This window comes from Mycobacterium sp. 5-140-3-2 (assembly GCF_035666375.1).
Taxonomy (GTDB): domain Bacteria; phylum Actinomycetota; class Actinomycetes; order Mycobacteriales; family Mycobacteriaceae; genus Mycobacterium; species Mycobacterium intracellulare.
Window position 1 is genome coordinate 1,682,150 of record NZ_CP142025.1, and the last position, 26,443, is coordinate 1,708,592.

Annotated in this window: 20 protein-coding genes and 2 pseudogenes; 11 read left to right on the forward strand and 11 right to left on the reverse strand. The window is 63.5% G+C overall.

The genetic code is table 11. The features are described 5' to 3' along the window. The 3 genes from P6281_RS08045 to P6281_RS26145 all read right to left on the reverse strand — a co-directional run bounded on the left by P6281_RS08045 (window position 1) and on the right by P6281_RS26145 (window position 2,613). On the reverse strand, window positions 1–744 hold the full coding sequence (locus P6281_RS08045; RefSeq protein WP_008255302.1) for a phosphoadenylyl-sulfate reductase: 744 nt from the start codon (window positions 742–744) through the stop codon (window positions 1–3). Continuing rightward, a complete protein-coding gene (locus P6281_RS08050; protein WP_008255305.1) occupies window positions 741–2,408 on the reverse strand; it encodes a nitrite/sulfite reductase in 1,668 nt (555 codons plus the stop codon). The genes P6281_RS08045 and P6281_RS08050 overlap by 4 nt, the downstream gene beginning before the upstream one ends. Window positions 2,409–2,520: 112 nt before the next feature. After that, entirely contained in the window at window positions 2,521–2,613 is a 93-nt protein-coding gene (locus tag P6281_RS26145; protein ID WP_350494745.1) for an Ms4527A family Cys-rich leader peptide, read from the reverse strand. Window positions 2,614–2,865: 252 nt separating this feature from the next. On the opposite strand from P6281_RS26145, the gene hemW reads away from it, so the two are divergent. Then, window positions 2,866–4,038, forward strand: coding sequence for a radical SAM family heme chaperone HemW (hemW, locus tag P6281_RS08055; protein ID WP_014711149.1), 1,173 nt, complete (start codon window positions 2,866–2,868; stop codon window positions 4,036–4,038). 8 nt (window positions 4,039–4,046) lie between these two features. Here hemW and P6281_RS08060 read toward each other — a convergent pair whose 3' ends face one another. After that, the gene (locus P6281_RS08060) at window positions 4,047–5,258 is read right to left on the reverse strand and encodes a sodium-dependent bicarbonate transport family permease (protein ID WP_014384199.1); all 1,212 of its coding nucleotides are present in this window, start codon (window positions 5,256–5,258) and stop codon (window positions 4,047–4,049) included. 282 nt (window positions 5,259–5,540) lie between these two features. After that, window positions 5,541–5,753 (reverse strand): hypothetical protein, encoded by a 213-nt coding sequence (locus tag P6281_RS08065; RefSeq protein ID WP_009956568.1) that lies wholly within the window; start codon window positions 5,751–5,753, stop codon window positions 5,541–5,543. Window positions 5,754–6,099: 346 nt separating this feature from the next. On the opposite strand from P6281_RS08065, the gene P6281_RS08070 reads away from it, so the two are divergent. Continuing rightward, entirely contained in the window at window positions 6,100–7,452 is a 1,353-nt protein-coding gene (locus tag P6281_RS08070; protein WP_324738699.1) for a salicylate synthase, read from the forward strand. Between the two features lie 443 nt (window positions 7,453–7,895). Here the strand turns inward: P6281_RS08070 and P6281_RS08075 are convergent, their stop codons facing one another. The 5 genes from P6281_RS08075 to P6281_RS08095 are packed head-to-tail and all read right to left on the reverse strand — an operon-like array spanning window position 7,896 to window position 13,119. Beyond that, entirely contained in the window at window positions 7,896–8,813 is a 918-nt protein-coding gene (locus tag P6281_RS08075) for a MerR family transcriptional regulator (protein WP_009956565.1), read from the reverse strand. 14 nt (window positions 8,814–8,827) lie between these two features. Continuing rightward, window positions 8,828–10,330 (reverse strand): flavin-containing monooxygenase, encoded by a 1,503-nt coding sequence (locus P6281_RS08080; protein WP_009956564.1) that lies wholly within the window; start codon window positions 10,328–10,330, stop codon window positions 8,828–8,830. Continuing rightward, window positions 10,327–11,247, reverse strand: a complete 921-nt coding sequence (locus tag P6281_RS08085; protein WP_324738700.1) for a ferritin-like domain-containing protein — start codon at window positions 11,245–11,247, stop codon at window positions 10,327–10,329. The genes P6281_RS08080 and P6281_RS08085 overlap by 4 nt, the downstream gene beginning before the upstream one ends. 25 nt (window positions 11,248–11,272) lie before the next feature. Continuing rightward, a complete protein-coding gene (locus tag P6281_RS08090; RefSeq protein ID WP_014384200.1) occupies window positions 11,273–12,112 on the reverse strand; it encodes an SDR family NAD(P)-dependent oxidoreductase in 840 nt (279 codons plus the stop codon). A gap of 2 nt (window positions 12,113–12,114) precedes the next feature. Next, window positions 12,115–13,119 (reverse strand): alpha/beta hydrolase, encoded by a 1,005-nt coding sequence (locus P6281_RS08095; RefSeq protein WP_080587993.1) that lies wholly within the window; start codon window positions 13,117–13,119, stop codon window positions 12,115–12,117. 979 nt (window positions 13,120–14,098) lie between these two features. Here P6281_RS08095 and P6281_RS08100 point away from each other — a divergent pair. The 7 genes from P6281_RS08100 (at window position 14,099) to P6281_RS08130 (ending at window position 23,828) form a co-directional block, all read left to right on the forward strand. Next, on the forward strand, window positions 14,099–15,982 hold the full coding sequence (locus tag P6281_RS08100; protein ID WP_324738701.1) for an ATP-dependent nuclease: 1,884 nt from the start codon (window positions 14,099–14,101) through the stop codon (window positions 15,980–15,982). Further along, the gene (locus tag P6281_RS08105; RefSeq protein ID WP_324738703.1) at window positions 15,963–17,744 is read left to right on the forward strand and encodes a UvrD-helicase domain-containing protein; all 1,782 of its coding nucleotides are present in this window, start codon (window positions 15,963–15,965) and stop codon (window positions 17,742–17,744) included. The genes P6281_RS08100 and P6281_RS08105 overlap by 20 nt, the downstream gene beginning before the upstream one ends. A 215-nt stretch (window positions 17,745–17,959) precedes the next feature. Further along, entirely contained in the window at window positions 17,960–18,700 is a 741-nt protein-coding gene (locus tag P6281_RS08110; protein ID WP_324738704.1) for a TnsA-like heteromeric transposase endonuclease subunit, read from the forward strand. Then, the gene (locus P6281_RS08115) at window positions 18,697–20,826 is read left to right on the forward strand and encodes a Mu transposase C-terminal domain-containing protein (protein ID WP_442757119.1); all 2,130 of its coding nucleotides are present in this window, start codon (window positions 18,697–18,699) and stop codon (window positions 20,824–20,826) included. Before P6281_RS08110 ends, P6281_RS08115 begins: the two co-directional genes overlap by 4 nt. Next, complete coding sequence (locus tag P6281_RS08120; protein ID WP_324738706.1) at window positions 20,823–21,707, forward strand: AAA family ATPase; 885 nt, start codon at window positions 20,823–20,825, stop codon at window positions 21,705–21,707. Before P6281_RS08115 ends, P6281_RS08120 begins: the two co-directional genes overlap by 4 nt. Window positions 21,708–21,744: 37 nt before the next feature. Then, window positions 21,745–22,904 (forward strand): IS3 family transposase gene (locus tag P6281_RS08125; RefSeq protein WP_085978335.1). Its coding sequence is split into 2 segments (ribosomal slippage): window positions 21,745–22,036 and window positions 22,036–22,904, totalling 1,161 coding nucleotides; the frame shifts between segments, so codons are not numbered across the junction. 246 nt (window positions 22,905–23,150) lie between these two features. Beyond that, window positions 23,151–23,828, forward strand: a complete 678-nt coding sequence (locus P6281_RS08130) for a CAP domain-containing protein (protein WP_167526049.1) — start codon at window positions 23,151–23,153, stop codon at window positions 23,826–23,828. A 335-nt stretch (window positions 23,829–24,163) separates the two neighbouring features. Here P6281_RS08130 and P6281_RS08135 read toward each other — a convergent pair. Beyond that, a pseudogene (locus tag P6281_RS08135) lies at window positions 24,164–24,370 on the reverse strand (transposase); the annotation flags it as partial. Between P6281_RS08135 and P6281_RS08140 the strand changes: the two are divergent. Both P6281_RS08140 and P6281_RS08145 read left to right on the forward strand, forming a co-directional pair. Further along, window positions 24,358–24,927: pseudogene (locus tag P6281_RS08140) on the forward strand (integrase core domain-containing protein); the annotation flags it as partial. The pseudogenes P6281_RS08135 and P6281_RS08140 sit on opposite strands and share 13 nt — an antisense overlap. A gap of 669 nt (window positions 24,928–25,596) precedes the next feature. Continuing rightward, window positions 25,597–26,412 carry an ABC transporter permease gene (locus tag P6281_RS08145; protein ID WP_231614284.1) on the forward strand — a complete coding sequence of 272 codons (816 nt, stop codon included), beginning with the start codon at window positions 25,597–25,599 and terminating at the stop codon, window positions 26,410–26,412. The last annotated feature ends 31 nt before the right edge of the window (window positions 26,413–26,443 follow it).

The following is a 26,443-nucleotide window of genomic DNA, read 5'->3' on the forward strand; positions in this document are numbered from 1 at the left end:
TCACGAGGCGTGCAGACCGCACTCCGTCTTGGACAGCCCCTGCCAGCGCCCACTGCGCGGGTCGGCGCCCGCCAGCGGCTTGGCCGTGCACGGGGCGCAGCCGATCGACGAATAGCCGTCGTAGATAAGCGGATTGACCAGCACGCTGTGCTCGTCGATGTAGTTCTGCACGTCGTCGTCGGACCAGGTCGCCATCGGGTTGACCTTCACCAACTTGAAGCCCTCGTCGAAGCCGACCACCGGGGCGTTGGCGCGTGCGGCGGTTTCGCCCCGGCGCAGCCCGGTCACCCAGGCCGAGTAGCCGCGCAGCGCCTTGCCCAGCGGGGCGACCTTGCGCAGCCGGCAGCATTCACCGGGATCACGCGCGAACAGGTCCTTGCCCAGCAGTTTGTCCTGCTCGGCGACGGTCTGCTCGGGCGTGACGTTGAGCACCCGGATGTCGTAAACGGACTCGATGGCGTCGCGTGTACCGATGGTCTCCACGAAGTGGTAGCCGGTGTCCAGGAACACCACCGGCACACCCGGGCGCACCTTGGCGGCCAGATCGATCAACACCGCCTCTTGCATGCTGGAGGCCACCACGTAGTTGCAGGTCGCCCATCCGCGCGGTCCGTTGACGCCGCCGAACGTCTCGTCGGTCCAACGCAATACGTCGCTGGCGCTGGCGCCCTCGAGCTCGGCCGCTCCCCGGGCGGCGAGCTCGCGCAGCTCGGCCTCGGAATGTCTGGTTGTTCGTTCGCTCATCGCAAATCGTCCTCGTCTGCCCTCATGGCCCACTGTGCGAAACGTTCACCCTCGCCGCGATATTTCAGGAAGTTACGTGCGACCCGCTCGATGTAGTCGCCGAGCTCGTCGCTGGTGACCTTGTGCTGACGCAGTTTTCGGCCGAAGCCGCTGTCTTGACCCAGGCTGCCGCCCAGGTGTACCTGGAAAGCCTCGACCGAGCCGCCGTTTCCGTCGTCGACCATCTGGCCTTTCAACCCGATGTCGGCGACCTGAATGCGTGCGCACGAATTGGGGCAGCCGTTGAGGTTGACGGTGATCGGAACATCGAGCTGCAGGTTGATGTCCGCGAGCCGACTTTCCAGCTCGGGCACCAAAGACTGCGCCTTGACTCGTGTTTCGGCGAATGACAGCTTACAGAATTCAATTCCCGTGCAGGCCATCACATTCCGGCGCCAGTGTGACGGTTGGGACTGCAGGCCGAGCGCCTCCAAACCGGCGATCAGCTCCTCGAGCTTGTCGTCGGGGACGTCGAGGATCACCAGCTTTTGGTAGGGGGTCAACCGGATCCGGTTCGAGCCGGCCGCCTCGGCGAGGTCGGCCACCGCGGACAGGGTGGTGCCCGAGACCCGTCCCGCAATCGAGGCGACACCCACGGCGTTGAGCCCGTTCTTGAGCCGTTGCACACCGACGTGGTCGATCGGACGCGGGACCGGCTCCGGCGCCGGTCCGTCGATCAGCGGACGCTTGAGGTACTCGGTTTCGAGGACTTCACGGAACTTCTCGACGCCCCAGTCCTTGACCAGGAACTTCAGCCGCGCCTTGGAGCGCAGCCGCCGGTACCCGTAGTCACGGAAGATCGAGGTGACCGCGTGCCAAACCTCGGGCACTTCCTCGAGCGGCACCCAGGCACCCAGCCGTTGGGCCAGCATCGGGTTGGTCGACAGGCCGCCGCCCACCCACAGGTCCAGCCCGGGGCCGTGCTCGGGGTGGTTGACGCCGATGAACGCGATGTCATTGACCTCGTGCACCACGTCCTGCAGGCCCGAGATGGCGGTCTTGTACTTGCGCGGCAGGTCGGCGAAGTCGGGCTGGCCGATGTAGCGGCGGGCGATCTCGTCGATCGCCCAGGTCGGGTCGAGCACCTCGTCGAGCGACTCGCCGGCCAGCGGTGATCCCAGGATCACGCGGGGGCAGTCGCCGCACGCCTCGGCGGTCTGCAATCCGACGTCGGCCAGCCGCCGCCAGATTTCGGGGACGTTCTCGATCTCGATCCAGTGGTACTGGATGTTTTCCCGGTCGGTGATGTCGGCGGTGTCGCGTCCGAACTCGGTGGAGATCTGGCCGACGGTGCGCAGTGCGGCCGTCGACAGCGCACCGCCGTCGCAGCGCACCCGCATCATGAAGTACCTGGCCTCGAGCAGCTCGGCGTTGTCGTCGCCGGTGAAGGTGCCGTCGTAGCCCTGCTCACGCTGGGTGTACAGGCCCCACCAGCGGAAGCGCCCACGCAGGTCGCTCTTGTCGATGCTGTCGAAGCCGTTCTTGGCGTAGATGGTCTCGATGCGCTCGCGCACGTCCAGTGGGGCGCCGGCCTGCTTCATCTCTTCGTTCGGGTTCAGCGGCTCACGATTCCCCAGTGCCCATTGGCCCTCGTTACGGGCCTTCGCGGGTCGGGCGGTGGTCATCGGAAGTTCTCCTTCAAAAAGATCGCCAGCGCGGCCAGCACAGTTCACCGGCACTTATGGGCGGCACGAAACCGTCGGCCTGCTGGAGACACAGTGGGCTGGGTCTACCAAGTCAAGGCAGACAGATACAGCTGCAAACGCGCTTGAGATCGATGTGCCGTCGCGCCACGAGCACAATGTGCGGGCTGGGCTGGGCGACAGTCACGCCCCCATTGTGCCATGGATGCCGGGGGGCCGTGCGAGCAGGTCAAATCTGGGCTCACGATGATTAAAAGTGCCGCTGACGGGCCACCGCGGCATCAAGTCCGGGGGATCCACCGCGCGGCAACGCCGAGCGTGCACCCAGCGCGAAAATCCGGCCGGAATGTCGCAGCCGGCGCACGCTCGGCGCACGGGCAGCCCCCGGCAGCCGGGATCGACGGCGCCGGCGCCGGGCGTCTGCGTGGGATCATTTGGCATGGCCATTCGCGAGGAGCTGGTCGACCTGCCCGACGTGCGGGTGACCGCCGGGCAGCCGTTTGGCATCTACGTGCATGTCCCGTTCTGCGTAACGCGTTGCGGCTATTGCGATTTCAACACCTATACCCCAGCGGAGCTGGGGGGCGTCAATCCAGACGCCTGGTTGGGTGCGCTGCGGGCCGAATTGGAACTGGCGGCCGCGCGACTGGAAGCGCCGCCGGTGAGCACCGTGTTTGTCGGTGGTGGGACGCCCTCGTTGCTCGGCGGTGCGCGCCTGGTGACGCTGCTGGACATGGTGCGCGAGCACTTTCCGCTGGCAGCGGATGCCGAGATCACCACCGAGGCCAACCCCGAGTCGGCGTGGCCGGACCTCTTCGACGCCATCCGCGCGGCCGGCTACACCCGGGTGTCCCTGGGGATGCAATCGGTGGCGCCACGGGTGCTGGGTGTCCTCGACCGCATTCACACGCCGAACCGATCGGCCGATGCCGCCCGCGAGGCGCTGGCCGCGGGCTTCGAACACGTCAGCCTCGATCTGATCTATGGAACCCCGGGGGAGTCCGACGACGACCTGCTGCGATCGGTCGACACCGCGATCGAGACCGGCGTCGATCACGTCTCGGCCTATGCGCTGGTGGTCGAGGAAGGCACCGCCCTGGCCCGGCGGGTGCGTCGCGGCGAACTGGCCGCTCCCGACGACGACGTGCTGGCCCACCGCTACGAATTGGTCGACGCGCGCCTGAGCGAGGCGGGCATGTCGTGGTACGAGGTGTCCAACTGGTCGCGGCCAGGGGGTGAATGCCGGCACAACCTGGGCTACTGGGACGGCGGCCAGTGGTGGGGCGCGGGACCGGGCGCGCACGGATACGTCGGCACCACGCGCTGGTGGAATGTCAAGCATCCCAACGCATATGCCGAGAGGCTGGGCACGGCCGCGCTGCCGGTCGCGGGATTCGAGCGGCTCGACGCCGACACGTTGCACACCGAAGACGTGCTGTTGAAAGTCCGCCTGCGCCAAGGCCTTCCGGTTGGCCTGTTGAATTCCGAAGAGCGTGAACGCGCCGAGGGCGTCGTCTCCGACGGGTTGCTGGTGACAACCGGTGACAGGCTCGTCCTGACGGATCGGGGACGGCTGCTGGCCGACGCCGTGGTGCGGACGCTATTGGGGTAGCGGCCCGGTCAGACCCCGAACCATTGCTCGAAGACCCGGGCGATCTCGATGTAGAGCGGGATTCCGACGGTGACGTTGTAGGAGAACGTCAGACCCAGCGAGGCGGCCAGCGGCAACGTCGGGCTCGCCTCGGGGATGGCGAGCCGCTGCACCGCCGGGACGGCGATGTAGGACGCCGCGCCGCACAGGACCGCGAACAGCACATAGGTGCCCGTCTTGAAGTCGGTGTGGGTCAGCGAGGCGTAGCTGCAGGCGACGAAGATGCCCAGCGTTGCAAAGACATTCGGCGCCACGAGACCGAAGACGATGAATCCGGGGCCCGCCGTGCGCAGGTCTTTCAGCTTGCGCGACGCCGTCATGCCCATTTCGAGCAGGAACAGGCACAGCACGCCCTGGAACGCCAGCACGAAGAACTTGTCGTCGTCGGCGACGACCTTCTGGCCCTGCAGCCCGCTGACGAGACCGATGATGATGCCGCCCATCAGCAGGACTAGCCCCGGATTGAGGAACACCTCCTGAAACAGCTCGCGGGAGAGGATCGGCATCCGCTTGGCCTTGGCGTCGTCCGGGCTCTGCTCGGGCTCCCAGTCCTCCAGCTCGTGCTCCAGGCTTGCTTCCTGCCTCTCGAGGCTCTGGCCCTGCGGGGGCCGCGCGGCGCTGCCGGGGCCGACCCCGACCTTGACGGGCGGCGTGTAGCCGGGCTCGTCGGGCATGTATCCGCCGGCGTCCATGCCCCGGTGGCGCAGTCGGGCCACGAAGTACAGCGCGACCAGGCAGCCCGGGATCTCCATCACGGCCAGCATCACCGGCATGTAAGCGTTGAAGGCGATGTTCACGGCGGCCAGCACGGCCACACAGGTGGCAAAGGTCCCGGCCGAGTCCGACCCGTAATAGCCCGCGATCGTCGCGCGGTCCACCTTCCGCAGCGTTTTCAGTCGGCTCAGGCCCACGTAGGCCAAACCGCCGATGGCACAGTTCAACACGAAGCCCAGGACCATGAATCCGACGATGGCGCCGACGCTCGAGGCGCTGATCTTCGCGAGCTCTTCGCCGCCGTGCCAGCCGATGGCCAGCAGCAGATACATGGTCAACCCCTGATAGATGACATAGGGGAATTCGAAGCGCACCTTCAGGATGGGGATCAGAAAGCCGAAGTAGAAAAACAGCAAGAGCGGCTTGAAGAGGTTGTGGGTGAAGTTGTGCCAAAACTCTTGCAGCATCGATGCCTCCGTTGAGTAGACCCGCGATCAGGGGGAAGCACCGTCCGCAAACGCGGAGCAACCACGAAACATCCCGACGACCGTCAGAAATTTATCCCCGTGGCGGTCGACCTGCCACTCGAAAGCACGGCGGGAAGGACGGGCCTTCCAGACCCGCCTAGCGCCGCAAATGCGCTGGTCAGGCCCGATCTAGCGGAACGAAATCCGGTGCCGGCAGGCGTCCCATCAGCCGTGAGATTGGTGTGAAGATGCTGTCTATTTACTGTGTAGTCAAAATCTGAGTCAGTGGGGCGGCCAGTTGGGCGACGGCCTGACCCCGGCTCCCTTTTGCCGGTGGGTCACCGACAGCCAGGCCGAGGGCGAGTAGTGCGTCGTGATTTCCTCGAAGCCGTCGACCCGGGACACCGAAAGCACACCGGTCTCTTGATTGATTTCGAGCTCGTCGCCTGCGCTCGCCTGGACCTCCTCGCCACTGCTGAGGCGAATGCTGAACACGTCGTTCCTCCAATCAGCGAATCCGGGCGGACGGGCCAGTGCCACTAGGACGAGTCTCGCGGCCCACGCCGTTCGGTGCGCGACCACGACGTAAACGGTGGGAAAACGTTCCAGGTGGCGAGCCTCACACCGGATCGGCAGCGCCTGACCTTCCGCGCCGGCGGCGACCCCGACCTAGCTGCGCGAACGGAACGGCTGGAGCGACGAATCGGCGCGTTCCGGCGGGTAGCCTCGGGCGGGGCCGGGCTTTAACTCCGAGGGAGTTTTAGCCGAAGGCGCCCCGCGGGGGGCAACTCGATGGGATCGGTTGCGCACAGCTACATAGGTTAGGCTACATTTACTAACCGTGACCGAGGTCAGCGTCGAGACAAGTTCCGCCGGTTCTGCGTCGCCATCGATCCCGCTTCCCGCCCATATCGACCCGGCGGACCTGGCGGCCGAGTTGGCCGTGGTGCTCTCCGAACGCGTCGGGGAAGAGTATCTGCTCTACGAGCGCAGCGGGGAATGGGTGCTGGCCACCGGTGTGCACGCCATGATCGAGTTGGACAGCGACGAGCTGCGGGTGATCCGCGATGGGGTCACGCAGCGCCAGCAGTGGTCGGGGCGACCCGGGCCGGCGCTGGGCGAGGCCATCGACCGGCTGCTGCTGGAAACAGACCAACTCTTCGGCTGGATCGCCTTCGAATTCGGGGTCTATCGCTGCGGGCTGCAACAGCGCCTGGCGCCGGAAACCCCGCTGGCGCGGGTGTTTTGGCCGCGGGGCCGCATCGTGGTGTCCCGGGAGGCGATTCGTCTGTTCGACGCGTCGGCCGACCACCGCGACGTAGTGCTGGCTGTGCTCGGCGACGGCGTCTCCGGGCTGCGCGAGGCCTCCGCGATCGACGTCATCGCCGACACCTCCGACTACCGCAATCGTGTCGCGTCGGCCGTGGCGGAGATCGCGGCGGGCCGCTACCACAAGGTGATCCTTTCCCGTTCTCTCGAAGTGCCTTTCGCGCTCGATTTCCCGTCCACCTACCGGCTGGCGCGCCGGCACAACACCCCGGTGCGATCGTTTCTGTTGTCGCTGGGTGGGATTCGTGCCGTGGGCTACAGCCCCGAACTGGTCGCGGCGGTCCGGCGCGACGGTGTCGTGGTGACCGAGCCGCTGGCGGGCACCCGGGCGCTCGGTCGTGGCGAGGCGCGTGACCGTGAGGCGCGAGATGACCTGGAGTCGAACTCCAAAGAGATTGTCGAGCACGCGATTTCGGTGCGCAGCTCGCTGCAGGAGATGACCGAGATCGCCGAGCCCGGCACTGCGGTCGTCACCGATTTCATGACGGTGCGCGAGCGGGGGAGTGTCCAGCACCTCGGGTCCACGGTCAGCGGGCGCCTGGGCACGTCGAACGACCGGATGGACGCGCTCGAAGCGTTGTTCCCTGCGGTCACCGCCTCGGGCATCCCGAAAGCGGGCGGTGTCGAAGCGATCATGCGCCTCGACGAAGGACCCCGTGGCCTCTATTCGGGTGCGGTCGTGATGATTTCGGCTGACGGCGGGCTGGACGCGGCGCTGACGCTGCGCGCGGCCTACGAACGTGACGGCAGGACCTGGTTGCGGGCCGGTGCCGGCATCATCGAAGAGTCCACGCCCGAACGCGAATTCGAAGAGACGTGCGAGAAGCTGTCCACGCTCGCGCCCTATCTGATTGCGCGCGCCTAGGCGAGGAATTCGACGAGTCCAAGCGCCTCCGAAGGTGAGGCGCGAAGGGCCGAGAAGATCACCGCCAGCAAAGTCCTTCAAACAGAAGGAACACTGACACTGATTAACGTGATATGCAGCGCAAGCGGCGGCTATGGCCGCGCGACGGGTGAATTCTCAACGGCCGGTAAAGGGTTGACAGCGAATATCCGTCATTCTCAAGTTTTTTCGCGGTGTTGCGTTTAGCATCTGTCCCAACTTCAACGGGATGGAGTATTCGTGGCTGGTCTCAAGTCGAAAGTCGTTCTTGCCGTCATGCTGGCGCTCACTTTTCCCACGGCAGCGGCCTGCACGGGCACTTTTACGTGCCCAACCTGCACTGTCGTCCCTTTTTAGCGCTCCACCGTTAGGTCGCGCGCTCACGGCATGAGGCGGCCGAGGACAATCCCGAAAGCCACCGCCGCTCAGGCCGAAGAGCTCGACTCGGCGAGATAGTCCGCCAGAATGCGGCTCACGAGCGACTCGATATTGGATTCGATCGAGGACGCGAGCGTCGCGGTGACCGTGGCCACGGCTTGAGTCCGAAAGCGCACGAGCATGGTGATCAGCTCGGCGATCTCGGCGTCGGCCGGGAGCGGCTCGCCGGGCCTGATGCGGTCCAGCACGTGTTCGGCGCCGGCGCGCACGAGCATGTCGCTGATCTTGTCGATCTCGGGCACGATCTGCTCGTGCAGGTCGATGAGCTTGTCGAATTCGACACCGTAGCCGCGGATTTCATTGAACGCCTCGATCAGTTTCGGGCGGGTGATCGTCGCGTTGGACCCGTCAATCCGAATCACTTGAAGCGCGACGAGCCGCTCGAAGGCTTGCGGGTCGTCGACGAGTCGCTGGGCGTCGGCGAGCGGCATGGTTTCCGGCTTCTCGGTCGTCCACGGGCCCGCGATGGCGGTTTCGAGGCCCAGCACGTCACCGAGGTTCTTGCCTTCCTCCCACGCGCTGAGCATTTCTCGTACGTGCGCGATGGTGTAGCCGCGGTCGAGCATCGAGGTGATGAGCCGCAACCGGGTCAGGTGGGTGTCGTTGAACAGCGCGATGCGCCCGACGCGCAGCGGGGGCGGCAATAGCCCGCGGTCGCGGTAGACGCGGATGTTGCGGGTGGTGGTGCCGGCCAGCCGGGCCAGGTCGTCGATGCGGTACTCCCCGGAGTTCGCGGCGCCGTGCGGGTGTCGGACCGCCGCGTCGAACAGCTGGGACACCGCCGTTTCGATGAGTTGTCGATATTCCCGCGATTGGCGCCGCACGCGTTTGGGGGCGCGGCGCACGTTGTGCAGCACGCTGGCGATGGTGCCGGGTTCGGGCCGCGACGCACGCTCGGTTGCCATGTCAGGGCGCGATCTCAGGCGGATCGGCTGGCGCGCGCCCGGGCGTGCGCCACCGCCTGATAGTCCTCATACCGAAAATCCCTCATCTGGCGAAGATACTGCGTGGCGAATCCGGGATACATCGACCCGTTGAATCCGTCCTTGGTGAGGTACCAACTGCGGCATCCCGACATCCAGGTCGTCCTGGTCAGCCGGCGCTGGAGATCCTCGTTGTGGCGCCGCTGGACCTGTTCGCGGACATCGAGATAGCGCAGGTCCTCGTCGAGGATGGTGGTGATGCCGCGTACCACGTAGTCCAGCTGGCCCTCGATGTAGACCAGCAGCGAGTTGTGCCCCGGCCCGGAGTTGGGGCCGGTCATGACGAACAGGTTCGGATACCCGTGCACGTTGATGCTCTTGTAAGCCTGTGCGCCGTCGGCCCATTCGGCGGCCAGCGAGCGCCCACCGAGTCCGGTCACGGCGAAAGGCGGACCGGTCAGATGCACGTCGTAGCCGGTGGCGAACACGATGCAATCGAGGCGGTGCTCGATGCCATCACTGGTGCGGATGCCCGCCGGGCTCAACGTGGCGATCGGCCAGTCGATGAGCTTGCAGTTGTCCCGTTGCAGCGCCGGGTAGTAGTCGCTGGAGACCAGCATGCGCTTGCACCCCGGCCTGAAGTCGGGCGTCAGCTGGCGCCGCAGCCACGGATCCTTCACCTGAGCGCGCAGGTGGGCCCGCCCCAGCCGGGCGACCAACGACGTCAGCGGCGTGTCCCACACCAGCGCCGTGGCGCTGGCTTCATGCCCCCAGTACAGCGTCTGGCGCGCAAGCTGTTGGGTGGCAGGAACTTTGGCGAACAAGGCTTGCACGGCAGGTGGGGTGGCGACGTCCAAGCGCGGCAGCACCCAGCATGGGGTGCGCTGGAAAACCTTGACGAATTCGGCGCGTTTGACCAGCTCGGGGATGATCTGGATGGCGCTGGCACCGGTCCCGATGACCGCGACGCGCTTGCCCGCGAAGTCGTAATCGTGATCCCAGCGGGCGCTGTGGATCTTGTGCCCCTGGTAGCTGTCGAGGCCGCGGATGTCGGGGAAGCTGACGTCGGACAGGGGACCGGAAGCCAGCACGACGGTGCGGGCGCGAAATTTCTTGCGGTTCTTGGTGGTGGCGGTCCAGACGCCGGCGTCCTCGTCGAAGGACAAGCCCTTGACCTCGTGGCCGAACCTGATGCGGTTGCGGATGTCGAAGCGGTCCGCCATGTCCTCGAGGTGGCGATAGATTTCCGGGGCGGGGGAGTAGGTTCGCGACCAGGTCGGATTTTTGACGAATGAGTAGGAGTACAGCAGCGACGGGACGTCGCAGCTGGCACCCGGATATGTTGTGTCGCGCCAGGTTCCGCCGACGCGGTCCGCGCGCTCGAGTATCACGATGTCATCGACTCCGGCTTCGGCCAACCGGATTGCCGCGCCCAGTCCGGTGAAGCCGGCTCCGATGATGAGCGCCGCATGGGCGCCGTTGTTGTTCGCCATGCTCATGCCGCCGGCTCGTGGGTGAGTTCTCTGACCCACGTCGGTACCGACGGTAGCAGCGGCCGCGGATACCGGTCGGAAAGCCATACCATCGAATTCGCCAGCAGGTGGTACGGGTGGCGTGGATTCGTGACCACTCCGGCGTAGCGCCTTAGGAACCGGTAAGTCGGTACCCGGCTGGTGCGATCGCCGCGGTCGCCAAGCTCTCTAAAGCGTTTCACGGCCCGGTAAAGCCGCTCGTGCTCCATACCCATGGCGATGATCTCGTTGCGGATCCTGTTGATCAGCGGTGCACCCATGATCGCACCGATGATGAGACCCGGAGTGGCATTGTGACCGACGAAGTCGATCAGCAACCGCCGGATCTTCGCGTGCCCGATCATGTCGAGAACTTCGAAATCGACGACCAGGTGGCGCGATTCGTCGTTGTTGATCTTCTCGAAGACCTGGTGACAAACGGGATCGTGCACCTCGTCGAGGAGGAATTTCAACAGGGCGCCGTCCAGCGCGACTTCGAGCATCGGGATGACGGTGCCGAGCAGAGACAGCGGCATGTCGTCGGCCCAGCGGTCCAGCCAGTCGATGGCCAGTCGGATGTTCACGTTCGGCTCGGGAATCTCACCGTCGGTGAGCATGCCCCAGCGCTTCATCAGCGCCAGTTCGGCGTTGGCGTGGCGCTGCTCCTCGGCGTGGAAGTAGCGGTAGATCTCGGCGATGGTCGGTGTGGGGGCCTTCTTCGCCAGTGCCGCAAAGCCTCTGGCGCCGATGTTCTCGATCCAGCACAGGTCGGCCATGAACGCCTTGAGCTGGGGCCGCTGTTCGTCACTGATCATGTCGGCGCCGGGGGCGTCCCAGTCGATATCGGCGAGTGCCCACTGCCGGTCTTTGATCTTGGCGAGCATGACTTCCATGTCGATGGCCATCGGGAACTCCTTTGCGTCGACGTGTTCAGGGCAGGTTGATGCGGGAGAGCAAGCCGGCCGTGCGCGTATAGGCCTGCGGGGCCAGGCGTTTGATGTTCCAGCCGACCTTGGCGTCGAACTGCGGCATGCAGTAGAGCTCGCCGCGGTCGTGTGCGTCCAGGCAGGTTCGCGCGACCTTCTCCGCGGACAATCCGGTCCAGCGCATCAATTTGGTGGCGAGTTCGCTGGATTGTTCGCTGATGCGGCCGGACTCGAGAATGTTGGTCTTTACGAAGGTCGGGCACAGCACGGTGACCCGCACCGGGGTTCCGGCGAGTTCGGCGGCCAGGGTTTCCGAGAGTGAAAGGACGCCGGCCTTACTGACGTTATAGGCGGCCATACCCGGGGCGGCGCCGAACGCCGCCGCGGAGGCCACGTTGATGATGCCCCGCCTCGCACGCGACTCGGCGTCGCGCAGGATCGGGGTGAACACATGGCAGCCGTGAATGGGGCCCCAGAGGTTGATCCCCAACGTCCACGCCCAATCGTCGAGCGGCGCATCGCCGATCGCGGCGCCGCCGGCACCGACACCGGCGTTGTTGATCACCAACGTGGGTGCCGCCGGGAACCACGCCTGCGATTGCTCGGCCAACGCCTGCACCTCGTCGAATCGCGATACGTCGCAACGGATCGCGATCGCCTTGCCGCCCTGCTCGGTGATCGCGTCGGCGGTCTTTTGCGCCGCGGTTTGGTCGATATCACTGCACACGACCGCGCCGCCGCGACGGCCGAGTTCGACGGCGAAGGCGGCGCCGATGCCGCTTCCGGCACCGGTCACCACCGCCGAAGCGCCGCGGCTGATTTTGGGCTTATTGAGTCCGAACATCGTCAGCGGGCCCCTTCGGTGACGGCGCGCGCATCCTGCAGGGCGTGCGCGATGAAGCGCGCGACATAGGCCATCGCCTTGGCGGCTTCGGGTGTCATGCGTGGCAGCGCCTGAAAGACGTGCACCTGATGGGGCCAGATCTGCAGTTCGCATCTGCCACCGGCAGTTCGGATGTCGGCGGCGAGCTGGCGCGCGTCTTCTTGCAGCATCTCGGCGCCGCCGGCCTGGATCAGCGTGGGTGGAAGCGCGGGGCCGCCCGCGACGTCGAGTGTCAGCCGTTGATGGGTCAGCTCGACGCCGCTGTGGTAGAGGCCGACCAACCGCACCGCGTTCGCGGCGCTGGTGGCGGGATCGGGGCGAATCCGCTCACGAGCGAGCGCCAATTCGAACGAGAGGTCGTACAGCGGCGAGAACAGCACCATGGCGGCGGGGTGCTCGACCCCGGGTTGTAGCAGCAGATCGACGGACAGGTGACCGCCCGCCGAATCTCCGGCGATCACAATGTGTTTGGGCAGTAGGCCGCACGTGTCGACCAGCCAGTCCCAGCCCGCGCGGACATCGTCGGCCGCGGTGGGGAAGCGATGCTTTGGGGCGAGTCGGTAGTCGATGCAGAACACCGGAAGGCCGGTCAAGGACGAAAGCCAGGATGTCAACCGGCGGTGCGTCTTTGGCGAACACACGGCGTACCCGCTGCCGTGCACGTAGTAGATGGCTCCCGCGGTTGTCGATGAGCGCTCAGCTTCGCTGGTGGGGGTGCGCGGCCCGTAGACCCATTCCCCTTTGACGCGGCGGCCGTCGGGCAGCCTGGTGTCGACCGGTTCGACGCGCGTGCCCGCGAGCGAGGGTCCAAAGGTGCCCATGATCCTGGCGATGATCTGACGCGAGAGCCATAGCCCCCATGCCCGCTCGGGCGGGATCACGCTGGTGATCGGCCGCAAGGTGTAGGCACTTACCGCTGCCGCCCCGCGGGATCGCAGCGACCCGCGAGCCGGAACACCGTCCGTCATACAACGCAGTCAATACCAAATGGTGACATTCGTCAATGGCAGATTCGCGGTGGGGTGTCGAGCCGGTCGCCTACGAAAGTGTAGGTTCTCATCCAACGTGGCGGAATTCTCATCTTCGTGACGTCAAGATGGCGGATCCGCCACAAAGATGAGAATCTGGCTAGTGGGGCTAAGCTTCGAACCTCAGATTTGCAATTTACCGGTCCACCATCGGTATTAACCGAGCCGCGAAGTGCATTGCGCACCAAAAGCATTCGCGTCCCGAAACCGGGAGTCTCTAGTCTGGGGTAGGGCGATAGGGTGGTGTTCCCCGCTCAATGCCGCGACATTGTGAGAATCGAAGGCGTGCCCACGACCGAGCATTCTTGTGCACTAACCTGGTCCAGCACTAGCGCTGCGCACATCTGAGTGATCGCCGCATGCGGTGTTCATCGGTGGCCTTGCTGCCCACTGGGGCGGCGAACTGGGCCCCTCACCCAACTCTCCGCCTGATCGGTGACCTACTCTGCCGCTGACATCTGGTCGGTCTGCCGATTAACGGACTATGCCAGGACGCGTCGGTGTGTGCTATCCACCGCAGAGACTTTGCGCCACTTTGGTCACACGCCTGAGCTCACCCACGCCGCGCGCGCAGCTGTCAAGGTCGAATCGGTTCGTTATGGCCCCGTAGACCGCCTGTCGCACCCGTTGCCCGGCGTGGCGTGACGGCGGCAGTCGGCGGAGGTGTCAATGTGATCGGGGATCCGTAGCTGGCGATGTGCACGAGAAGATACGAGGAGATATACGGCAATTGCGAATGGTCAACGTCTTGGTGATCACCGTCTCCTTCGCTGGCGCGACGACGACCGCTCCCTACGCGGTTTGGTCGGCGGATGCAACGCGTCATCGCAGGCTTGAACGCCGAGATGCGGCACCGGCATGGTAGTGACCGTTGCACTTCCGCCAAGTCCTCTCCGGAAATGAGGGACGTCGATCGATCATGAGGCTCTCTCGTCTGTCACTATCGAACTTCCGCAGTTGTGAAGACGTCGAGGTGTGTTTCGCGGAGGACTTGACGGTACTCGTCGGGGAGAACGCCTCGGGCAAGAGTGCGGTCATTGACGCGATCCGGTTGGCGACGACGGCGGCCATCGAGGGCCCCGGTGTGAGTTTCTCCGCGGAAACCGACCCGACCCGAGGAACCGACAACACCGCTGAGGTGAAGATTGCCGCTTCCTATGACGAGCTGACATCGGCCGAAAAGGCAATCTACCTTGCCGAACTCGTCGATTCCGACGATGTGCTCACGTACAACGTGACCTACTCGCGCGACGTCGACCTGCCCCTGTGGCGTTCGGCTCGATACTCCACCGGACGATTAGGCGTCGAGGATCCCGAACCCGTGAATCGTAAACGGGTCGCGCACGTGTACCTGCCGCCGCTGCGTGACGCGATCCGAGAACTTGATTCCGGCAGCGGCGAGCGCATCGCTGACGTGCTCAAGGTGCTCACTTCGGCAGACGATGATAAGCCCAAGCGTGAGGAGTTCCGGCTCGCGGCCAATGCCGCGCTGCACTCCATTGCCATGCTTCCGCTGCCCGAAACCGCGCGCAGCCGGATCTCCGAGCACATGGATCAGATCACGCCGCCGTCGCGACGGCACGACCTGCAGCTCGTCGGCAAGGACCAGGACCTGCGCCGCCTGGCCGGCCTGCTGCGCATCCAACTCGCCGACGAGCACATCGACCCCATCCGCCTGGCATCTTCCGGACTGGGCTACGCGAACCTGGCCTACATCGCCACTATCATCGTGCAACTCGTCAACGCCAAGAACTACGACCTGACCCTGCTGTTGGTGGAGGAGCCCGAGGCCCACCTCCACCCGCAACTGCAATCAGTTCTTCTGAAATATCTCGAAGACCAAGCGGCTCAGTCACGAAGGGAAGCCGCCGCCGACGACAGCCTCAATCCCGCCGGCCGCGTGCAGGTGGTCGTGTCGACGCACTCACCGAACCTCGCCAGCAGCGTATCGGTGGACAAACTCGTCGTTTCTTCGCGCACGAAACGCGCCGTGGAAACCGGCGGGGCGGGCGACCGTGCAGGATGGCGCACCGAGGTCACCGCCCTTCGGAAAATCGGGTTGGCGCCGCCGGAAGTCCGCAAACTCGATCGCTACCTCTCCGTCACCCGATCGGCAGTGTTATTCGCGCGGCACGTCGTACTCGTCGAGGGGATCGCTGAGGCCATCGTTTTGCCTGAACTCGCGCGATTGGCGTGCGCTGGGGACCAGATCAGATTGCGCCATTTGGCCGCGGCGTCGTTCGTCGCCATCGACGGCGTCGACTTCGAACCCTACGTGAAGCTGCTCCTCAATGGGACGGCGCACCGCGTGGACAAGGTCATCGTCGTCACCGACGGTGATCCTGTCACCAAGCCGACGCAGCGGCGTCTGGGAGATCTGCGTAAGCAACGGTATCTGGAAATGTTCCCGGGCGAGCCCCGTCTGGAGGTATTCGTCGGTGGGACCACACTGGAAGCGGAGTTGTTCTCGATGGTCGGTAACGAGGAACTGCTCAAGCAGGTCTATCTCAAGATGCACCCACTATCGGAGGACAAATGGGACGGGCTATTTAGCGGGTTGACCACCGAGATACCAGCGCGTGCGGCGGCGTTCGCCAATGCGATCAAACGGAAGACCGGCGACATCGACTTGGGAAAGGGCGATTTCGCGCAACTCGTCTGCGAAGCCATCGCCGAACGACGCGGGCAGGACGGTTCGGCGACCTTCGACATTCCAGCTTACCTCCAACATGCCATCGACGCCCTAATGGCCGACGTCGTCGACCCCGAGAATGTGAATGCTGATGCACACGGACCTCAGTGAGGAACAGAAGGTAGTCCTGGCGGCCGACGTCCGGCTCGTCGAGGCATGCCCGGGCGCAGGCAAAACCCGTGCCATCGCCAAACGCTACATCACCGCGGCCACGTTGAAAGGCCAAGCAGCAGCGCTACTTTCGTTCACCAACGCTGCCGTCGACGAAGCAGCTCGGCGGTGTGCGAACGCTCCGCAGGCCCTCGAGGCCCCCAACTTCGTCGGCACCTTCGATCGATTCCTTCACCGGTACCTCGTTACTCCGGCCCTCGTGCGCGTAAACGGTCAACCGCCGCGCTACGTCGACTCGTACAATGACCTCCCGGCCGCATTCGACACCAGGGTGCGTCATCGCAAAGTGCCGGGCGCAGGACTTGCGTTGGGGCACTTCCACGCTGACGCCTCCGGTAACCTCCACTACCCCTCCGATGACCCCGCCGGCGCTCCATCCGCCGACCGCGCCTACGTTGCACAGCTGGGCAAGGCCGGCTTTACACCCAGCGCGCTGACCGACCTCGCGCAGCGCCGGATTAACGAGCTGACAACCTCGGGTATCTACGATTGCGAACAGTCCCGACTCAAAGCTCTGGGCATCCTGCGCAATGCCGATGCGGCCTGGCTGCATCTGCGTCTGACAGCACGGTTCGCCGAAATCATCGTTGATGAGTTCCAGGACTGCTCGGCGATCGAACACGAAATCCTGCGGTCACTGGAGACCCTGGGTATCCGCATCGTCGTCGTGGCCGACCCGGACCAGGCGATCTACGAATTCCGTCAAGCCGAACCGAGTTCCTACCTGAATTACCGTGCGTCGCTGCACGCCGACCAGATCGTCTACCTCGACGACAACTGGCGTTCCTCACCGGCGATCTGCGCCATCACTTCAAGCCTTCGTTCCATCAGCGTCCGGCCGATCGTGTCACGGCGCGATGCCTCTGAATCGCCACACGCTGAGACCGTCTACGTCGTGGCCGGAACACCGGCATACATTCGCGGTGAGTTCGACCGTTTGGCAACGGAATTGAACATTATCCCCTCCCAACGACTCATCCTGGCTGCCACCCGCAAAGCGGCCTACGACCTGTCGGGACGAGTACCGCGCGTCGGCGACTCAACCACCAACACCTCACGTCTGATCAGAAGTATCGCCATCCTGCGCTATTCGCCGGATGCGACCGAACGCAAAGCCGCGATCACAGTGGTCGAAGAGATCCTGCTGGGAACGATAAAGCTGCCAAGCGAGTTGCGCCGCGCACCACGCGACGAGCAACTCAACGCAGCCGGCATCGATCGATCGCAGCTGCGAATTATGGTCGCCCGGCTGACCGACGCATCCAACACCTGGGCCGATGCCGATTCAGCCACCGTATCCATCAGAACGACCGTGTCGGGCCTGCTCTCAAAAATTGAACTCGGTTACACCCCAACTGGGCAGCGGTTTCAGAAGGCAAAGAGTGCCGACTGGTCGGCCTGGAGCCGCGCGGGTGAGGCGACTGACCACTCGGAGGGACTCGCAAGTGCGCACATCCACGCGGTCAAGGGCGGCGAACGAGATGCCGTGCTCCTCGACATCGAGGACGAGCCAAAGGGGGCTCGACCCCACATTATCGAATTGTGGGCGGCGCCCGACACCCATGAGGCGCGCCGTGTTCTCTACGTTGGCGCCAGCAGGGCTCGCCGATTGCTCGTCTTGGCAGTCGCCCCGCATCGACTTGAGGCCCTCCGGGCAGTTCTAAATAGGTCCTCGGTGATTGCGGCGTACATCGTCGAATAAGGGTGACGAGCACCTCCACGGTCCGAAAGTTGACGAGCCAAATCTGTTGTCGCGCTTGATCCTGCTGTCTCGGTTCCGCGTCAGGTATTTGTCTCCGCGTGCTTCGATACCAGGAAGTCTTGTAATTCGCCACAAAGTCCTCGATGATTGCCAGAGAATGCCCGTGGCGGTGCCAAGTTGCATTTGGCAGTGCGTATGGTGTTCGGAGCATTACGGTGTCGCTCGAGCTTGCTGTCGACCTGAGTACCGCGACCATTGCCTATCGGCCTGCGGTGGGAGAAGAGCGGTCGGTATCTGCGGAGAAGGTGTCAGCCGCCGCGCTGTTTGACGCGGCTCCTTGGCGCACTTTCCGTTGGTATTTCGGGCAGCGCCATTACTCGGGAACGTATTGGTCTGCCACGCAGCATGACCACGTCATCTACGAGTCGCGGCTAGAGTTGGCGAATTTGCTGTTGGCTGACTTTGATCCCGCAGTACACCGCATTGTCGCCCAACCATTCATGTTGCGTGTCGAAGTGGAGGGGCAGGCACGCAAACACATTCCAGACTATCTGCTGGACAGCACGGGCGGACCGGTGGTGGTCGATGTCGTCCGCGGCGAGCGGATGACTGAACCGAAGGTTGTGCTGTTGTGCGCTTGGACACGCGAAATCGTCGAATCATTCGGCTGGTCGTATCTGGTGGTGAATGAACCACCCCGAATCCTGTTAGCGAACGTGCGCTTCCTTGCCGGTTATCGACGCGACTGGCTGATCAACCAATCCATCTTGGATGAGATCCGTTGTTGTCCTGGGCACTTCGCAGGCATGTCGATTGCTGACGCCGAACAAACGGTCCGGGGATACCCGCGGCAGCTGGTCCGCCCCGCGTTGATGCATCTGTTGTGGCGCCAAGAGTACCGCGCGGATCTCGACGTACCACTTCGTCCATCAACAGTATTGGAGGCGCCGCTATGAGACGAGCGGGTGTACGGGTAGGCGTAGGAACGCGATTCACTTACGACGGAGAAATCGTCGAAGTCGTCGAGATCAACCCTGTCGCCGGCGTGCCAGAAGTCATGACTCGAGACTTGCGGTCTCAGTCAGTCCGCCGGTTCGCGTTGGATGAGCTGATGTTCTCCGATCGCTCCCGTCTACTCAGCGAAGATCTCGTCGTCGAGGCCCCGGAGGCCGGCGGTGATGTTGCATCGGTGAAGTGGTCGGCTGTGCCCGAGTCGGCGCGTAGCCAAGCGCGTGAGCACGCCGCTCATGTGCGTGAGGCGCTCACAGGGTATCGATCTGGTTGTGCGCTAACGGCTTTACCGGGAGAGCCGCGGCGCCGTTACAGGATAGGGCTGTCCAAACGAGATCGTATGGCGGCCAAGGCGAAAGAGCTCGGCATCGGGTTGCGAACTTTCGAACGCTGGGTCGGTCGGTATGAGGCGGAGGGCGAAGTCGGATTGCTTTCGGCTAAAGCGATGCAACCTGCTTTGGGCAGCAGGGCTTTTGAGCTATTTGAACAAGCCGCGTTGGACGTCATGCGTGAGCATACCGATATGTCCAGGCCGACGCGGGGCTACGTGATTGCGCACGCGGCGGCACGCCTGGCCGCTACCTATGGCGCCGGGGCGGTGCGGCTACCATCACAAGCGACGGCGTATCGCATCCTCGACAAGCTGGACCGGCTGTATCCGCTTTTCTCCAACAGCACCAAACGCAACCGCGACATCGCGGCCCGTCCCGTGCTGCCTTACGGCAAGATGCATCCTGCCCGTCCCGGTGAGTACTTGTTGATGGACACGACCCATTTGGATGTGTTCGCGATGGATCCGCACACGTTGCGGTGGGTCGGCGTGGATCTCACCGTGGGGATGGATTGGTATTCCCGGTGCATCACCGGGTTGCGGCTGACCCCGGTATCGACCAAAGCAATCGATGCCGCATCGGTGCTCTACCAGTGTTTTCGCCCAATGCCAGCGGGCCGCGACTGGCCCGCTGAGGCGGTGTGGCCGCCACATGGCATACCGCGCTCGGTTTTGGTTGAGCAGCAGGCGGTGGATCCTCAGAGTGGGTTCGCGGCAAAGCCGGCGGTCGTTCCCGAGACCGTGGTGGTCGATCACGGCAAGATCTATGTCGGTGAGCAGTTGACCAGTGCGTGCCGGCAGATGGGGATTTCGATTCAACCCGCCCGGGTGCGTGTCGGTTACGACAAGGGCCCGGTGGAACGGTTTTTCCGGACAGTCCGTGAGGGCTTTCTACAGGAGCTTCCCGGGTACAAAGGGCCGGACCTGTATTCGCGCGGTGTGGCACCCGAGCAGGACGCCTTCTTCTTTATCGACGAGCTTGAAGCGCTGCTTCGAGAGTGGGTGGCCGCGGTTTATCACCTGCGGCCCCACGACGGGATCGGCGAGCCTGGCTTGTGGGCGCTCGGCATGTCCCCCTCGCAGATGTTCGAGCACGGTATCGCCCGCGCCGGCTACATCGAAGCCCCCCGTGATCCGCGCCTGGCCTATCACTTCCTGCGGGTCGAGTGGCGCACCATCCAGCACTATGGCTTTGAGATCGATCACCGCATCTACCGCGGTCCTGGACTCATCGGATATAAGGCTCGCGAGAAGAGCCCATATAAGGATCGCAAAGGGCAATGGCCAGTCCACGTCGATCCCGACGACCTGCGCCAGGTGTACTTCTTCGACCTCAAAAACACGCGTGACTGGCACGCATTGCGATGGACCGAGGCCGACGCCTGTGACGGCCCGATGAACGAGGACGGGCTCAAGTACGCCCGCAAACTTGCCGCAACCAAATATCGCTACTTCGACGACAAGCTGGCTCTGACCGAACTGTTGGAGCGGCGCAAGCTCAGCCAAGGCCACACCATGGCCGAGCGCCGTGCCGCCCTGCGGCTCTCACGACAACAATCCACTTTGGGCATTGACGTTCAAGCGGCGACCAGCGTTCCCGAATTGCCGACGGCACAGCGGCTTCTCCACACACCGGAATCTGCTCAAGCTGATGATGTCAGCACCTGCGTCGACGAACTCGACGAAGACGTCATGGTCGACGGCGGCCATTTCTACGATGAGGTCTTGGAGGACGTATGAGCACCGCACCCGCCTCATCTCCTGCTAGGCCCTCTAACCTCGACAATCTGACCTTATCGCGCAAGGAGGGCTGGCGCGACTATGTCGAAGCGCCGAAGCGGACCCGACCAGAGACGTTGTCACGAAGCCAGATTCGGCGGCTCAGCGAGCCCGCAGCCGATATCTACAACCGGCGGCGCGCCGACTGGCACAACAACATCGGACCGTTAAGAATGCCGCAGTTGGCGGCCCTGCATGAGGACCTCTGGGTCATCACGGATAGCAGCACTCAGGATGGCAACCACGCCAAAGGCGCTGTCGCGCTCGATGGCTACCCGGGCCTGGGCAAGACGTGGGCGGTCGAGGCCTTCGCCAAGGAATTTCACCGTCGGGAAGTACGGCGCCACGGCGAGTTCACCCGGGCGGGCGATGAACGATGGCCGGTATGCCGTATCGGGATGCGCGGCAACACCAGCATGAAGGACTTCAACGCCGCCTTGTGTGACTTCTACGCGCATCCGGGGGCTCGCCGCGGCACAGCCGAAGAACTGGGCCGGCGGGCGTTGGATTGTGTGCTCAGTTGCGAGACAAGGCTACTCATCATCGATGACCTCCATTTTCTGCACTGGCAGCGAAGCGGCGGAGTGGAGATCAGCAATCACTTCAAGTACATCGCTAACGAGTTTCCGTTGACGCTGCTGTCGATCGGTATCGGTTTGGGGGACCGCGGCCTATTGATGGAAGACCTGTGCTGCAATGTTGACAGCGCTGGCTATAAGGACATTGTTTTGGAACAGACGACGCGCCGCACGACCATGCTTGAAATGCTTCCCTACCAAGTCGATACCGAACAGGGACGCCGCCAGTGGCGCGGGTCTGCCCCCGGTTTGGTTGACTCCTGACCTGTGAGGATTCGTCCTTGCTGGAAGGATCAACCTCGTGCCGAGACCGTTTCCCGCCGAGTTCCGAGCCGATGTCATCGCTGTGGCCCGCAAGGGTGAGGCGCCGTTGCGCCAGATCGCGAAGGACTTCGGGATTTCGGAGGCCTGCCTGCATCGCTGGCTTAAGATCGCCGACCGCGAGGACGGTGCCAACCGGCTGTCGCCTGCGGCGGTCTCTGAGGATGTGTCGGCGCAGCTGCGCGAGGCGCATAAGCGGATCAAGCTCCTCGAGCAGGAGGCTGAAGTGATGCGTCGCGCGGTCGGCTACTTGTCCCGGGATGCCAACCCAAAATGATGTACCCGCTGGTCCTCGACCTTGCCGATGACGGCGTGCCCGTCACGGTGACCTGCCGGGTCCTGGGATTTTCCACCCAGGCGTTCTACAAATGGCGCAAAGCACCTCTATCGCAGCGAGATTGGGATGATGCGCACCTGATCAACGCCGCCCGCGACATCCATGCCGACGACCCCGCATTCGGCTACCGATTCATCGCCGACGAACTTCCCGGACGCGGTATCTTCGCCAGCGAGAACCGTGTCGCACGGTTGTGTTCCCAGGAGCGCATCTGGTCGGTCTTCGCCAAGAAGCGAGGACTGAACCGCAGATCCGGGCCGCCAGTTCACGACGACCTCGTGCAGCGTCAGTTCAGCGCCCAGGCCGCCAACCAGGTCTGGCTGGCCGACATCACCGAACACCGCACCGATGAAGGCAAGCTCTACCTCTGCGCGATCAAAGACGTCTATTCCAACCGGATCGTGGGTTACTCGATGGACTCGCGGATGAAGTCCTCGCTGGCAGTGGCCGCCCTCGATCACGCCGTGGCGTTGCGTTCACCTGCCGCGACGATCGTTCATTCGGACAGGGGTAGCCAATTTCGCTCACGAAAGTTCGTCCATGCACTGTCGCACAACGGATTACACGGATCGATGGGTCGTGTCGGCGCGTGCGGTGACAACGCTGCCATGGAGTCGTTCTTCGCCCTTCTGCAACGCAACGTGCTCGACCGGCGACGCTGGTCCACCCGAGCCGAACTACGCCTGGCGATCGTGTCGTGGATCGAGCGGACCTACCACCGACGCCGCCGGCAACGCGCACTCGGCAGACTCACCCCGATAGAGTTCGAACTGCTCCACACACAAGCCGCAACCGCGGCCTGAAAATCCCACCCCGCGAGTCAACTGAATGCGGGGCAGTCCCACATAAACCTATATTCATATAAGTAATAAAAACCTCTAGACGACTTCGCGGCGCCGTGAGTAGCCTATATGCATATCAGGTTCATTTCGGTCCTACATCGGCTAGGTTTCAGTCGATCCGATCGGCCCGGCCAGCTCTCGGTCGCAGAGCGTCCGGCGCCCAGCACCGCCGACCACCGCTCGGTGGCTGAGAAGGAGGACTTGGACATGCAGTATCGGCCGCAGCGCCTGCCGGCCTTGGTGGTTGCCACCGGCGCTCTGTTGAGCCTTCCCGTCGCGCATGCGGATAATGACAACAACACGCTCGTACCGAACAACAAGCGACTCAACGACGGTGTCGTCGCTAACGTCTTCACCGTGCAGCATCAAGCGGGCTGCACAAACGACGTGAGAATCAGCCCCCAGCTTCAAGCCGCTGCTCAGCGGCACACCCAGGATGTGTTGAACAACCGGGCCCTCGATGGTGATATCGGTTCGGACGGGTCTAGCCCCCAAGACCGCGCCAATGCGGCTGGTTTCCACGGCCCTGTGGCCGAGACGGTGGCGATCAATCAGTCAATCGCGATCAGCGGCAATGACTTAATCAACCGGTGGTACTACAACCCCGACTATTTCAAGATCATGTCCAACTGCGCCAACAGCCAAATGGGGGTGTGGTCGTTAAACAGTCCGGATCGGACCGTTGTGGTTGCGGTCTACGGCCAGCCACAAGCCGCTGCCAGGGGACAGGGCGGAGGAGCAACACCGCTGAACACCGACGGGCAGAACATTCCCCTCGATCCCAGTCCCGACTATGACGCCAGCGATGAACTCCAGTTCGGTCTCAACTGGTTCCCGTGGATCCTGAGGGGGGTGTATCCGCCGCCCGGCAATCCTCCCCAGTAGAGCGGGAGGCGTCCATCGTTGGCGAACGTGCGTCAGGCTTGGAACGTTCCGTCAGAGACGAACCTGCGGCGGCGTCGGCGCTGCTGCACGACTAGGTGACAATTTGACCTGTCTACCGGGCTTGTCAAGATAACTGTGTAAGGTGTTGCAGCCGTTCATCTTTGGGTCATAGTGGGAGTCGGTCGGGGAATTGGATGGCTAAGGTGTTGAGTGCTTCGGTCCAGTTGTAGGTTCCTTGTCCTTGGTTTCCTCGTTTCTGGTTGATGTTGCGGATGGCCAATAAAGCAGTGTCATCGCTGCGGCGTCGGAGGGGAATGATCCTCGGGCCTTGGTGACTCGGTGATGTCACGGGTGGACATGCCGCGCGCGTACAGCGACAAGATCATGTCTTCGACCTGGCCCAGGCGTTTGCGTTTGGGCACGATCGCCGGGCTAAACGTGGCGTTGCGGTCTCGGGGCACTTCGAGCTCGACCGGCCCAGCCGTGGTAAGCACCGTTTTGCGGCCATGGCCGTTGCGGGAGTTGCCGCCCCGGGCACATGGTGCACGTCGACATCAAGAAGGTCGGCCGCACCCCCGACGGTGGCGGGTGGCGGGTGCACGGCAAGAACAGCGCACAGGGCAGAGCCTCGCGAGCGGCCCGCGCCGGCTATGTCTATCTGCATTCCGCGGTCGATGGCTACTCCCGATTGACTTACACCGAAGCACTCACCGATGAAAAAGCCATCACAGCAATCGGATTCATGCACCGGGCCCGGGTCTGGTTCGCCGCACACGGGATCGACCGCATCCAACGGATCGTCACCGACAACGGTTCGTGCTACCGCGCGAAGGACTTCGCTCGCGTCCTGCATGGCGCACGCCACCAGCGCATCACGCCCTACACCCCACGCCACAACGGCAAAATAGAGAGATATCACCGCATCCTGGCCGAAGAGTTCCTCTACGCCCGAACCTGGACCTCAGAAGCCCAACGCAGCGAAGCGCTCAAGATCTGGAACATCCACTTCAACTACCATCGACCACACTCTGCCGCCGACGGCCAGCCACCAGCATCACGACTCACCACCGGCATCACCAACGTGGTGACCTCCTACAGCTGGCACGCCGGATTAGTCTCAACGCAGACCAGAACTTTGTCTCCACCTCGTCCCCAAAAGCCTTGCCGCGAGAAACCTCCGGTCGAGGCCGAGCCGGGTCTCGTTGGGTTCGTGCAAATGTCTCAGTAGTTGGCGGCTTGTCAACCGCGCGGCTAGTCCTCTACGGTAACCGCTAAACAAATAACGACTTTGCTCACAGAGCCGTGGTCAGTGTGATGACAATCGCACTGACCACGCCACGAACGTGCCAGCGGGACGAGCGTGCCAGAAGGGGAGGACGTTGGATGAAGGCGTGGCCTCAGATCGGGTCCGATGCTAAAAGGTTTGGCGCCAGGCAACCTATGTCTCCCCACGGATGGTCGGCGCCCGGCGTGGGCGCGTCAGCGCTGACGACCTCGGGCTCATCGGTGCAGGGCCAATGAGGGTGGTACTACCAAAGCGTCGCGAAGACGGTTCGGCCGTGCTGCGCAGTCTGGAGACCTACTCCTCACGCAAGGCTTTTGGCATGCCGGCTAGCCTGCTGCCGCTAGCGTCTATCGCTGTTGACCCGTGGGGGCGCGTGCGTTTTCACAAGTGTCCTGGCGGTGATTCATGACCACTCGCATCGACAACGACCTACCTCAGGACGCGTTGAGTCCGGGCTCCAGCAACGTGGGCCGATCACTGCTTATGGTTTACCCGCTCAGAGCTGCGCGCCACGTGGGCATGATTCCAAGGCGTACCGCGGCCACGACGGGTCGTGGTGTGCAGCTGTTTGCGGACGTGGTGCGCTACATCGTTGCCGACACCATTGCCATGAGGCTCCCAGTCGGCGAAGTCGTTGTGCAGGCATGGATCTTGCTCAAAGTGACGACCATACCCGCGCTGCTGATGGCTGTTCCGATCGGCGCAATCACAACTATTGTGACGTCGGGTCTTGTCAACCAACTGGGGGCAACCTCGCTGCTTGGCGCGGCCGCCGGGGTGGGTGTTGTTCGGCAGGGAGCGCCGATGACGGCGGGATTGTTGATGGGTGCCGCAGCAGCTTCGGCCATTGCGTCGGACTTTGGGGCACGCGCAATCCGTGAAGAACTTGACGCAATGCGGGTAATGGGTATTGATCCGGTCCGCCACCTGGTGGTCCCACGTTTTCTCGCACTGCTATTGATAGCCCCGATTTTATGCATATTTATTGTGGCGTCGGGAATGGCGTCCTCATTTTTGATGGCAGTGGGAGCGTCCGACGTGGCGCCGGGAAGTTTCTGGATGTCGTTCGGGACATTCTCGAAGGTGGTGGACGTATGGTTCGCCATCGGCAAAACGCTTGTCTTTGGGGCAATCGTGGGCTTAGTTTCATCGCTACGCGGAATGGAGGCGAAGGGTGGCCCGCGAGGCGTAGCAGACGCCGTGAACTCATCGGTTGTGGTCAATGTCGTTTGGATTGTTTTCGCAAACCTCGCGATAACGCAGTTGCAGTCGATGTTTGCTCCGCTGGAGGTAGCGTAATGACTCCCGGTAGCGGCGCAACAGTACCGAG